Source organism: Haloferula luteola (genome assembly GCF_014201715.1).
Lineage (GTDB): Bacteria > Verrucomicrobiota > Verrucomicrobiia > Verrucomicrobiales > Akkermansiaceae > Haloferula > Haloferula luteola.
In genome coordinates, this window is record NZ_JACHFD010000002.1 from 248,215 (window position 1) to 259,686 (window position 11,472).

11 protein-coding genes and 1 riboswitch are annotated in these 11,472 nt (G+C 58.9%); of the genes, 5 read left to right on the plus strand and 6 right to left on the minus strand.

Annotated features, from left to right (window positions below; all coding sequences use genetic code 11):
* The first annotated feature begins 4 nt into the window (after positions 1-4).
* Together recO and HNR46_RS02940 are read left to right on the plus strand one after the other, a co-directional pair.
* Entirely contained in the window at positions 5-586 is a 582-nt protein-coding gene (gene recO, locus HNR46_RS02935) for a DNA repair protein RecO (protein WP_184015628.1), read from the plus strand.
* Between the two features lie 19 nt (positions 587-605).
* Positions 606-1,493 (plus strand): tetratricopeptide repeat protein, encoded by an 888-nt coding sequence (locus tag HNR46_RS02940; protein WP_184015630.1) that lies wholly within the window; start codon positions 606-608, stop codon positions 1,491-1,493.
* A 14-nt stretch (positions 1,494-1,507) separates the two neighbouring features.
* On the opposite strand, the gene HNR46_RS02945 is transcribed toward HNR46_RS02940, so the two are convergent.
* Entirely contained in the window at positions 1,508-2,269 is a 762-nt protein-coding gene (locus tag HNR46_RS02945) for a hypothetical protein (protein WP_184015632.1), read from the minus strand.
* Between the two features lies 1 nt (position 2,270).
* The gene (hisF, locus tag HNR46_RS02950) at positions 2,271-3,041 is read right to left on the minus strand and encodes an imidazole glycerol phosphate synthase subunit HisF (protein ID WP_184015820.1); all 771 of its coding nucleotides are present in this window, start codon (positions 3,039-3,041) and stop codon (positions 2,271-2,273) included.
* Between the two features lie 119 nt (positions 3,042-3,160).
* Here hisF and HNR46_RS02955 point away from each other — a divergent pair, with 119 nt between their 5' ends.
* The gene (locus HNR46_RS02955) at positions 3,161-3,694 is read left to right on the plus strand and encodes a DUF3313 family protein (protein WP_184015634.1); all 534 of its coding nucleotides are present in this window, start codon (positions 3,161-3,163) and stop codon (positions 3,692-3,694) included.
* A 23-nt stretch (positions 3,695-3,717) separates the two neighbouring features.
* On the opposite strand, the gene HNR46_RS02960 is transcribed toward HNR46_RS02955, so the two are convergent.
* The 4 genes from HNR46_RS02960 to HNR46_RS02975 form a co-directional block, all read right to left on the minus strand.
* On the minus strand, positions 3,718-4,431 hold the full coding sequence (locus tag HNR46_RS02960; RefSeq protein WP_184015636.1) for a hypothetical protein: 714 nt from the start codon (positions 4,429-4,431) through the stop codon (positions 3,718-3,720).
* Positions 4,432-4,445: 14 nt separating this feature from the next.
* A complete protein-coding gene (locus HNR46_RS02965) occupies positions 4,446-7,946 on the minus strand; it encodes a hypothetical protein (protein ID WP_184015638.1) in 3,501 nt (1,166 codons plus the stop codon).
* A 432-nt stretch (positions 7,947-8,378) separates the two neighbouring features.
* Complete coding sequence (locus HNR46_RS02970; protein WP_184015640.1) at positions 8,379-8,729, minus strand: hypothetical protein; 351 nt, start codon at positions 8,727-8,729, stop codon at positions 8,379-8,381.
* Positions 8,726-9,118, minus strand: coding sequence for a hypothetical protein (locus HNR46_RS02975; RefSeq protein ID WP_184015642.1), 393 nt, complete (start codon positions 9,116-9,118; stop codon positions 8,726-8,728). Before HNR46_RS02975 ends, HNR46_RS02970 begins: the two co-directional genes overlap by 4 nt.
* Positions 9,119-9,726: 608 nt before the next feature.
* Positions 9,727-9,869: riboswitch (cobalamin riboswitch) on the minus strand.
* 60 nt (positions 9,870-9,929) lie between these two features.
* On the opposite strand from HNR46_RS02975, the gene HNR46_RS02980 reads away from it, so the two are divergent.
* Together HNR46_RS02980 and HNR46_RS02985 are read left to right on the plus strand one after the other, a co-directional pair.
* Positions 9,930-10,712 carry a methyltransferase domain-containing protein gene (locus tag HNR46_RS02980; protein ID WP_184015644.1) on the plus strand — a complete coding sequence of 261 codons (783 nt, stop codon included), beginning with the start codon at positions 9,930-9,932 and terminating at the stop codon, positions 10,710-10,712.
* An 84-nt stretch (positions 10,713-10,796) separates the two neighbouring features.
* Positions 10,797-11,471, plus strand: a complete 675-nt coding sequence (locus tag HNR46_RS02985) for a KIAA2012 family protein (protein WP_184015646.1) — start codon at positions 10,797-10,799, stop codon at positions 11,469-11,471.
* Position 11,472: the final 1 nt, after the last annotated feature.

Below are 11,472 nucleotides of genomic sequence, written 5' to 3' on the forward strand. Positions count from 1 at the left end.
CACCATGGAGCCCACGGAAGGCATCATCACCCGCCTCACACCGCTCACCGAAACGAGCTTGATCGTCCATTGGTTCACCGAAGATGCGGGGCTGATCAAAACGGTCGCCAAAGGTGCGCGCCGCCCCAAAAGCCCCTTCGCCGGGCGGCTCGACCTGTTCTTTACCTGCTCGCTCCTGTGGTCCCCGTCCCGGCGCAGTGACCTGCACACCCTGCGCGAGGCCATCCCGAGCACCACTCGGTCAACGATTCGCCAAAACTACACAGCCACCCTCCTCGCCGCCTATTTTTGCCGTCTCCTCGAGCACGCCGTGGAAGGCGATCACCCCGAACCGGAACTCCACGATTTGCTCCGCCGAGCCCTCGATCATGTCGACACGTCCGGTGCTTCCCTGCGTGCATTGACCCATTTTGAAAAGGAACTGGCACGCATTCTTGGGCTGGCATCCCCCCGAATCCGGGCGGAAACCGTTTTGCGTGAAGCACTCGGAAACCTTCCACCTCAGCGCGAATCGTTGCTTGCAACATTCGCACCCGACCGGAGTTTCCCCTTTCCAGAGCACCCTTCCGACCGTAACAAACTCTAACGATCCCATCCTTCCTCCCATGGACTCTGCCACCCAAAACCTGCTTCAGCTCCTTCGCGAGCGAGTTCAAACCCTCCTCGCCCAGAAGAATTATGATGAAGCCGTGCACGCCGCCAGTGCCGCGGTGGAGAAGGCCCAACAGACCCTTTCCGGAGATCCAGACAGCGTCGATGCCTTCGTCGGTGCCCTGGAAGTCCGAGCTGAGCTGTTTCGCTCGTTGCAGCGGTTTCAGGAGGCCAAGGAAGATTACAAGCAGGCGATCGACCAACTCGACAGCCGTGAAGACCGCCTCCACCAAATGGCACGTCTGCACGCGACTTACGGAGCCCTCCACGACGAACTGGGACAACCCGAGCGCGCCGCAGAACTCTGGACGACGTCTCTCGATATCTTTGAAAAAGCCGATCCCCCGGCCCCTCTCGACGTCATCTTGATGGCGAACAACCTCGCCTTCCTCATGAAGTCGCAAGGCAATCTCGACGACGCAGAGACCTACTTCCTCAAGGCCCTGGAAATCTCCCATAAAACTCTCGGCTCCGATCACGAGGAAACCGCCACCGTCTCCAACAATCTCGGGGCCCTCTACCTTTCCTCCGGATACTATGAGCAAGCCCGGGAAATGCACATGATGGCCCTGGAATCTCGCCGCAAGACACTCGGAGATCACCATTCGGACACCGCCCAATCCCACAACAACCTCGCCTTGGCGCTCCTGGAGACCGGCGATCGCTCATGGGCGCGGCGCCACTTTGAGAAATCGATGTCCATCTACGAGGACCTCGGACGAGCTCACCTGGCGGACCTGGAAGCCGTCTCCGCCAACTACTGCCAATTCCTGCGCGAAGAAGGAGAAGAAGGATCTGCCGCAAGAGTCGAGAACCTCGTCAGGGAGATCGCTGCCGGCTGATCGAATCCGCGGAATCAACGAGCCCCTCGAAACGGCTCACCCAACACCCAACGCCGGGCGATTTCTGGATCGCCGGTGATGGGGCCATGCACGCGGTATTGAGACCGCCGCAACACCTCTGCCCGGTCTTCCGGCTCGTCCACCACACACCACGGCTTGGAGCCCGACGAATGGACGAAGTGAAACTCGCCATTCCCGACAATCAGGAAGCCCACATGCGTATCGAGACCCACGATCCGAATGCCCGGCTTCTCGCCTTTCACCTCTTTGGCAAACTCTGCGTAGTCGATCCCCACCCGGCGCACCGTCGCCTGCTTCGGCACAAATGTCCGCAACATCGTTTCTGACGCCTCGCGTGCCAGTTCATAACGATCGACTTGGAAGCCCACATCGCGCAGCACTGTCGCCACGAAATAACCACACGCGATCGGCGCATCTCCCGGACCCTCTGCCGTTCCGTTGAAGTCCCATGGCGTGCCCATCCAGCAAGCCATCATGTCCGGCAAAATCGACTCCAGGAATTGCGAGGCTTCCTTCAACACCTCCTGCCGTTCCTCTTGGGTGGCAGCCGCCTGATATCGCTTCTTCAAATCCTTCCGCCACCGCTCTGCCTCGGATTTGGCCATTTCATAACCTTCTGGATCCGGCCGTCGAAGCCGCTGGCGGAGTTCGATCACACCACTCCAGCCCCCCTCCCAGCGATCGCGGAATTTCCACGCCGCCCACCCCGCCGCCCCCAATATCAGGACGAAGAGCAGGAAGATTGCCCTTTTCATCTCATCCATCGACGTGAGGCCTCACCGGGATCCCTCGCTCGGCAAAATGGCGTTTCGCTTCCCCCACCGTATGCGTTCCAAAGTGGAAAATACTCGCTGCCAAAACAGCATCCGCTTTGCCCCGCTCCAACACCTCAACCATGTGATCCAAATGGCCCGCACCTCCGCTGGCAATCACCGGAATCCCTACCGCTTCGGATACCGCGGCCGTCAGTTCGCAATCGTATCCTGCTTGGGTACCGTCCGCATCCATGCTCGTTAGCAAAATCTCCCCAGCACCTCGCCGCCACACCTCCTTCGCCCATTCCACGGCATCCAAACCCACGGGAGTCCGCCCACCATGGGTGTAAACTCCCCATTTTCCAGGCCCCTCACGCTTGGCATCGATCGCCACCACGATGCACTGGGCGCCAAACGCCTTGGCCCCCGCATCGACCAGCTCCGGCGTTTTCACCGCAGCCGTATTCACCCCGACCTTGTCCGCCCCTGCCAAAAGCATCTCGCGCATGTTTCCCACCGTTCGAATGCCCCCTCCCACCGTCAACGGAATGAAGCAGTGCTCTGCTGTCCGCCGCACCACATCCACCATCGTGCCACGATCATCCGAGGAAGCCGTGATATCAAGAAACACCAACTCGTCGGCCTGCTGCTCATTGTAGGCCATCGCACATTCCACCGGATCTCCGGCATCGATCAAGTCCACGAAATTGACGCCTTTGACCACACGGCCATCGGTGACGTCCAGACAGGGAATGATGCGTTTCGCGAGCACCCCGGCAGGGAAACCGCAGCGAGCCCGCTTGTCCATCCTGCGAATCACCCGGAGAATCCGCACGCCCCCGCACCAAACCACTTGATCGCCGCCCATCCTTCGCTTCCATCCTTCTCATCATGAAGCGCCGCAAGCTCCTCGCCGCCTGCCTCCTTAGCTCCCTCGCCGCCGTCACCAGCTCCTGCTCGGTCTCTCCGGCCACGCCACCCGTCACTCACTACGACAGCATGGTCATCGAGCCCATTCAAACCTCCCTCCGCCCAGGGAGCTCGCCCGCCATGGCGGAGCACCTCGCCGCCGACTATCAATCCGCCCTGCGCACCGCTTTTTACAAACGCTACCGTCTCACCGGCACACCCGGGCCGTCCACGCTTCACCTTCGCGCCCGCCTTGACGACGGCAGCGGATCTCCTCCCCGGACCTTCGCACGCCCCAAACGCAGCATGCAAGGGACTCTGGGAGCCGATGCAGCCCATGTGGCCGCACTCCGCCTCGAAGCCGAAATCGTCGCACCCAACGGAAAAGTGATGGCACGCTCCCACGGACATCACCTTGGCTCATCAGGTCAAATTCGAGCCACCAGCCACTGGATGATCCCCCGCAGCTTGGCAGAGACCGACGCCCAGTATCTGGCCGAAAAACTCAGCCACTGACAGCCCCGGCCTCCAAGCCTTGATCACTCGGGCTCCCCGGGATCCACCGGTTCGAGCCAGGGTGGGAGATCTTTGAAATTGTAGATCTTCGGCTGCTTTGAGCGCCCATCGATCGTCACGACCACCAAGTCACGTTTGGTCTCCAACGCCTTCCAGCCCGGGCTCGAAATCGAAGCCCACTTCCCGTTCGGTGCCTGCAATTCAATGACCGCTTGGTACATGTTCCAATCGTTCACCTTCACCACCTTCGGATAAGTTTGCATCCCGCCCGGCTTGACCGCCGGCAGCACCGCGCCAGCCAGGGTCAAGCGGGAGGGATAAGGGGTCAGGTTGACATAGCGCACTCCCCCCATCGGGAAGGAACGCACGTCGTCCGCCATGCAGAGAATCTTATAGGGCATCTCCTTGTCCTCATTGGGAACCACCAAAAAGAACTGCCGGGATCCACTCGCTAACTTTCCAGCGGCAACGACCCGCTTTCCTCCTGCAACCGAAGAATCCTCTACATAGAAAGAAGCCACTCCGTTCTCAAACACTGCTTGGTGGACCTCGCCAATGCTACCGGTATAAAGCGCCACCTCCTGGTTCCCTCCCTTGCCGGACGCGCAATACACCGAGCGAATTCCTTCCTGATAGGAAATGCAGATTGCTCGAAACGCGACCTCCTGACCCACCGCAGGGAGGTGGAGGATGCTCAGAACCAAAAGAACCAGTCGGATGAAAAATCGATGTTTCATATCTGCGCAGTCGCTTAGATTTCTTCAGCCACCAACCAACGGAATGACCGCACCTCAAAGCGTCGGCCGAACTTTTCGTTGATCGGACTCAACTCATCCAACTCCGTTTCCGCCACGTCCGTGGGATCCACATAATCGGGCATCCGCTGCACCACAGCTTCACACCATGCTCGAGCCTGAATCGTGCCCTGCTTGTTGTCGGATTGACCATAGGCACGGATCACAAAGGTATCCCCTCGCACCGTCATTTCACTTCCCAGGGCAGAAAGAATATCCCCCTGAGTCAGGGACCCTGGGGCTCCCTCGGAGTTATTGCCCAAGGCCGCACTGGGATTCACCCAATCATGGTCCCCCATGTTCTGAGCCTCCAAGTCCAGGCCGTCACCCTCAATGGTCGCATTCACCTCGGTCTCATGAATCGCAGCCGCGAGCGCCCCACGCCGGGAAGAAGCGTCGTTCTGGCCACCCAGTCGACGATTCACGAACTCCGCAAGCGACAGAAAAGGACCACGCTGATGAATCTCATCCACCAGGTTCTCCGCCAGCGCCTGAATCTGCGTGGCATCCAACTGACGGTATCCCTGCCAGCGAGGTTCGCGCTCCGAGAAGAAGCTATCACCTCCCTCAATCGGGCCATCCGCAGGATGACGCACCCGGGGAAATGCCGAAGAATCTCCAGAATCCACCAAACCATCTTCCTGATTCGCAATCTGCGTATCCCTCATCGACGAGAGGAACGCGACCCACGCATCAACCGAGGTCGAATTCACATTGAATCCCCCCTTCAAGCCTACATACTTGCCGACCAGCTTATCGCCATCGGTGCCGCCGATACTTTCTGCTGCGGCCGCACCTTCAGTCGTCGCCACCAAGGGAACCATCCGTGGATTCAACAACTCCCGCGTCTGAGAAAAGAAATCCTCCCTTACTTCGTCCGCTCCACGATCATCCCCTTGGAACGAATCTCCCTCGTAATCCGCCATCGTCGAAAGGAAGTAACGATCCCAGAGCGCCGCATTGCTAAGATAGGCGTGATCGTAGATCTTACCACTCCCCGTGGGATTGCTACCCGAAACCTCACCCGCAGGAATCATCGGATTCGCCCACGACTCACCCACCGTGTAGGTCATGAAAGGAGGCACACCCGAGTTGGCCAAGTTCGCATGACGAAATTGGGCTAGCGACTGCATCGGCGCATGCGGGATCTCATAGAAAGTAGCCTTCGACGTCCCACGGTCAGAATCGTGGCCACCGAAGAAGTAGCCTTCGCTCTCCTCCACCCCCACACCGATCGATGGAGTGCTGGGCTCCACCGGAACCATCACCATCTCATACGGCTGGTCGCCCGGTGCTCCCGCTCCCGACGAAATGTCCATGTCCGCGACAAACAAGTTTGTCGAAGAATCCACATACGGCCGAGTCGGCACGAAGGACTCACGTGTCGTCTTGCCAGTGAAGCTCATGATCGCAAAAGGCCGAGCCCGCGAATAGGCACTGAAGGGCGTCGAATCCGCCTCATAGATTTCCTGAGCACGAACATCCGGGCTCGAACCATCCGGCCAGGTCATCGGAAACTCACGAGTATCAGGATAACGCTCGGAAGTCCCCTCTGCTGCCATTTCATCCAGATTCTTTTGGTCTCCATAGCTCATCCGATACATCCCTGCAGCCTGCCCGTTGAGCTCCATCACGATGTTGAACTCCATCTTCGAATTGGCCAACGGACCCCATTCGACGCCAATCCGGTCGGTCCGCTTCGCGCCCACTGTTCCCCCAGCACAGAAGGCCGAAGCCATCGCCGTCTGGTTGCTTGGAGCAATGTAGTCGACGTCAAACCCCGCCCCACTCGTCGGGTCCGACATCAGCCCCGGAATCATCTCAAACTGAGGAGTCCGGTCACTCTGCCAGTCGAACAGCACCTTGTTTCCGGAAGAAGAAATCTCATCCGCCCACGACCAGGTCGGATTCACCGCAATGGTGCCGAACACCCGCGTCTGACCTGGCTCCAAAGTCACGGTCGTCGCATCACTGCCGCTCAGCGACTGCTTCACCGTGATCCCGAAAGTCTTGCCATTTCCTTGATACTCCGGAAGCACCAGATCCGAAAGAGTGATCAAACTCGATGTCGCCGGACGCTTGTTGTTGTAGAACTTGAATCCAACCGGGATGTCTTGGAACGACAGCTTCATGCCCTCAAAGGAAATTGGCGTATCGTAAGGATTGTGCAGCGTGATCACCGGGAGATACATGAGGTGAATCATGAAATCGTTCTTCAGTGCCGTGTGCTGCGACTTCCAATAACCCGTGTGCGGCACCCGAGCGACGATCGAAAACACCATGTCCACCTTGAGAAGACTCGGCATCAGCACCATGCCGCGAGGAACCTGGGGATTGGCCGTATAGCTCGTTCCCGACTTGCTGAACGGACGCAATCCATTGGGAAGAGAGGCCCCCACGGCATCCGAACGAACATTGCGAGCAAAGGAAGTGCGCTCTCCGATTTCCTTGTAGAGGTTGTGATAGTCCACCAAAGTCGCCAACGAAGGATCAGAGTTCGAATCATTGGGAAGTCCCACATGCTGGTAGAGACTTCCTTCGGATTCAAAACTCTGAGGATTCACGGTAAACGCCGTACTCAGATCCCTCTTGAATCCACCATCGACAGGATTCGTCATCAGCGAAAGCGACCATGGCGTGATGTCCGACCGGTAATTCCTCAGCGAGGTATTGTTGGTGCCCAACACCGCGGAATCAAAGCTGACCAACTTCTTGGCCAGCACCTCATCCGGACGAAGATCCTGCAACTGATCCAGGGCGAAAGTACCGAACCGCGCCGGCGAAGATGCCCGCGCGATCTTCTTCGCCAAAGTGGAACCCTCCGCGAGTTCGACTGGCTCCTCCAAATCGAAGCGAGCCTTCAAACTCTCATCAATCACTCCCCACGCCAACTTGCCATACGAACGGCCCGTTTGAATCTCGAGCGGCTTACTGCGCAGATACTGCCCTTCCGCATCCGCTCCGGCACTCGGTCCGAATGAATCTTCCCCAAGCAACGTGACGACACCCTCGTCCGTCGCCTCAGGCATCGGCGGCATGGTCGACCCCACCGCCTCAGAACGGAAGGCATCGGAAACCAACCAATCCACAAATTTCCCATCCTTCTCGCCGACCGCTTCCACCAGCTCATTTGAAGTGCTGGCTTCCCAAACGCCTGTCACTCCCAGCGGAGCTGACTCCTTCACCATGCTCGCAGGCGCAGTGATCCGTCGATCCGGACCTGCTTGCTTCTGAAGCTGCCCAATCGCCAGCTCCAACGCGAGCCGGGCATTCGCCCGAGCCTCCCGCATGGAGTCCCCCGAACGAGAGCCACGCAGCGACACCGAAGAAAGGGCCAACAAACCCACGGCCAATAGGGTGAGAATGACCATCAAACTGATCGTGATGACCAATGCGAATCCGCTTCGACGGTTGGGCTTCCTCCGTCGGAACCGGGAGAGAGACTTGGAGTATTTCATGAGCAGGACTTCACCAGGGGTTGCGAATCGTCCCGGGAATTCCTCACTCAAATGCCGGTCAAATTATGACACAATTAAGACTGGCCTTTAGTGGGTAAATCCCCCAAACGAAACGGTTCTTTTGGTGATACCAGACCTTCATTGCCACCGTCGAGCGGCAGATGGCTTTTGTGCCATATTTCCAGTTTCCGGGAGGTTTTCGCCGCAGATCGATCCGCGGGAGCATCCCCAAAACCAGTCTCCGTGGCGGCTTCCAGGCTCTTCAAAGCTGGAAATGCCCGCGGAGACGCAAGCCGCAAGCGGGTTTCGCGCCACATTCGACACCGGCCCTGTCACCGGGTAAAACCACGCAATCTTGGAGCCATGGCCGTCCCAGACCAAACAACGGCCTCAAGCCGCATCATCACCTTCGCCCGACCTCGCGGGAAACCCTCAGGAAACCGGCGGCTCAAACCGCGAATCCACCTCTTTCTCGTGGAGCCAGAAACCCGCCACAATCAACCCCACACCCAAAGTCAGCAGCACCATGGGAACATTCACCGCAACCCATCGCACCCCGGCCGACATCCCGGACATGCTGTGAAAAAACTCAGTGTAAGCGAGGATCCCCAAACGCCCGAGAATCAGCGCAATCGCCCCCCAAATCATGAGCGGAGCATTCAAGGAATGGTAGCGCTCGGCCAACCGAATGGCCCCCACCGCCACCAAACCCAATCCCATCAATCCTGCCGTATCCAGCAGAAAGGACTGATTGAAAAGCACTTCAAAAAAAGCCGCAATCATGGGCGCACGATCGTGAATTGAACAGGGCGGCGAGGAGGAAGCGGAGCCCGTGAGGCCCAAAACAATCCCGCCCCAAACAACAGCCATCCGCCATTCAGGGAGAAGGCCTTCACCACTTGCCAAGCCATCGCCACCACAGGATCCCCATCCACTTGGAACAGGGCAGCCTCGGGACTCATCAACACCCCCATCGCATAAAGAGGAAGGATCACCGAGTAACCGAACCCCAACAAAAGGGCTCCCGCCATCAGAATCCGCGCCGGCCATCCCAACCATTTCCTCGATATCCTCCAGGAAATCACCACGAGGGAAATTCCCATCAAAATCAAAAAAACCGGACGCGCGGCATCAAGCGAAGCCAAGGGGGGCAACTCCGTGATCAGGGGCATGCGCAAGCCATCGCCTCCCCTAACCGATTGATCAATAAGCTTTTGAAAAGCTTAACCTAACTACTCCACAGCCATTAAAATCAAGCCCCCCAAATCACCTGCGACCCAATCCCCGAGTTTCCGGGAAATGACACCCTCCCCCACGATCACGCTTCCGTCATCACGGTATGGCTTTTGCGGAAAAATTTCTTCGCTCCGACCAGCAAGCCCCTCCCCCCAGACGGACTTGCTGGCCATGGATCCGGGTCCCTCCCTCCCTTTTTGCCCCCAAGCAAGCCATGCCCTCAGGCATTCCCCCGGCCGCTTGGAGAACAGGATCCGCCCCATGGTGACTCAGAAAAACATCTCCGAGGCCACGAAATGCGAAAAAACAGGAAAGCCCCTTCTATCCTCCACCCACAGGCCCGCCTTTTTCCAGGCCCCAACGGCCGTCTCGCCACGAGCTCGCAGCTCTCACCTTTCGGAAACGGCCAACCCGCCACCACGAAATCTTGGAACCGCGATCACCGACGCACGATCCAACGAGCCCATCCAGCGCCCGCCCGAGGCAGCACGCCATCATTATTCCTATCATGTCACTCTCTGGGATGCCTGAACTCCGCAGGCCGCTGAGAAAAAACCTTCAGGCTGGCGTCCTGACTCCCCAGCTCTTTCAAGCCAAGTCACAGTGGCGGTACCGCTCCGGAATCGCACCGGATTTCCCATCAATTTCCTGCCCGTGCCACGGGCCTCCCGAAAGGACTGCGACCGTCTCACGCCCGCAGCACGGAAAGACTCCACTTCTCTCTAGCAGAAGAAAAGCCCGAAAGACGTGCATCCCTTACGTGATCCTGCCAGTCTCGACCGCATGGGCTTCAAACGCGTCGCATCCGCCACCACTCGCCACCAGGCCCTCGAAATCTGGAAGTCTCCCGTTTCCTGTGAGTTCCGCGTCGCTGGTGCCGTCCACGCCTGGTGGCATCAGGAACGATTCCTCACCGGCCTCGCTTGGGATAACCTCGCCGCGGCCACCCTCTTAAGACCTGAAGCCCCCCCCCGCTCCGTCCTCATGCTCGGTCTCGCGGGCGGCACCACCTTGCGCACCCTCCGCCATCTCCTCCCCGATACCCGCCTCACCGCCATCGATCTGGATCCAGAAATTGTCGACCTCGCCCACGAACACATGCACCTCGGCGAAACCAACACCGAAATCCACATCGCCGATGCCTACGACTGGGTTACCCACACCGATCAGTGCTTCGATATCGTCATCGACGACTGCTACCTCGCCGGAGCCGACGACGTTTACCGCCCTGAGCGCCACCCCGAAAAACTCATCGGCAACCTCCGCCCGCGCATCGCTCCAGGTGGCTTGCTCCTCGCCAATCTCGTCACCGGCTCCGGCCACCGTCGCTTGCAATCCCGCATGCGGGCCGCTTTTCGCCGGGCATTTCCCCAAGTCCGTTCCGTCACCACCCCCGATAGCCTCAACGAAACCCTCGTCGGCGGTGACCACATCCTCACCGCTTCCTCCCTCCAACGCTGGACCTCTCACTTCCCCTCCTCCAAAGACCAACGCTACTGGGATCGAATTGATGTTCGGCTCCTGTCGTGAACCGAATCCCGCCCCCATTCCCCATCCTTTTTCCAGGCTGAGGCCGCGTTGACATCCGCTCTCCTGCTGACCAATCTCCGCTCCATGGACACGCTCAAGATCCTCCTCGGCGCCACGCTCGCCCTCATTTTAGGCGCGCTCATCGCCTTTGTCGGCAAGATGAACACCGGCATGAAGGACGCTCCTGCCGAAGAGATCGCGAAAATGCGTCAAACCATCTCCGAAATGGAGCAGGAGATCACCCGCCTCCAAGACGAAAAGGAACGCCGCACCTTGCAAGAAGCCGTCGAAGCCCCCTCCGGCACCGACCTCGTCACCCGCGATGAAGCTCAACAACGCGACGAGGAAATTGAAGCCCGGCTCAAACAACTTGAAGAACTCAACGTCGAGGCCGAACTCGATGCCAAACGCGCCGAAGACGAAGCCCAGTTCCTCACCGGGCGCACCGCCGAAGGCCGCGACAAAAGCGCCCGCCGCGCCCGCGTCATCAACGACGCCATGCTCATCGCCCGCGTCGCACAATGGCAATCCGACCCCAACTACGGGGACTTCGCCGTACTCGACGTCGTCAGCCCCGACAACGTCCAATCCGGCTCCGTCCTCGCCATTCGCCGCAATGGCGGCATTCTCGGCAAACTGCGCGTCGGAGAAGTCACCTTCGAGGGTGCCATCGCCAACCCCGTCACCCAATTTGGCGAAATCAAACCAGAAGCGGGCGACGAACTCATTCTTGACGAAGTCGTCCAACTCGCCAACTGAG

Bases quoted from the DNA above. Each gene is read 5' to 3' on its own strand.
- recO (WP_184015628.1), top strand. From the start codon at position 5: ATGGAGCCCACGGAAGGCATCATCACCCGCCTCACACCGCTCACCGAA.
- HNR46_RS02940 (WP_184015630.1), top strand. From the start codon at position 606: ATGGACTCTGCCACCCAAAACCTGCTTCAGCTCCTTCGCGAGCGAGTT.
- HNR46_RS02945 (WP_184015632.1), bottom strand. From the start codon at position 2,269: ATGAAAAGGGCAATCTTCCTGCTCTTCGTCCTGATATTGGGGGCGGCG.
- HNR46_RS02955 (WP_184015634.1), top strand. From the start codon at position 3,161: ATGAAGCGCCGCAAGCTCCTCGCCGCCTGCCTCCTTAGCTCCCTCGCC.
- HNR46_RS02960 (WP_184015636.1), bottom strand. From the start codon at position 4,431: ATGAAACATCGATTTTTCATCCGACTGGTTCTTTTGGTTCTGAGCATC.
- HNR46_RS02965 (WP_184015638.1), bottom strand. From the start codon at position 7,946: ATGAAATACTCCAAGTCTCTCTCCCGGTTCCGACGGAGGAAGCCCAAC.
- HNR46_RS02970 (WP_184015640.1), bottom strand. From the start codon at position 8,729: ATGATTGCGGCTTTTTTTGAAGTGCTTTTCAATCAGTCCTTTCTGCTG.
- HNR46_RS02975 (WP_184015642.1), bottom strand. From the start codon at position 9,118: ATGCCCCTGATCACGGAGTTGCCCCCCTTGGCTTCGCTTGATGCCGCG.
- HNR46_RS02985 (WP_184015646.1), top strand. From the start codon at position 10,797: ATGGACACGCTCAAGATCCTCCTCGGCGCCACGCTCGCCCTCATTTTA.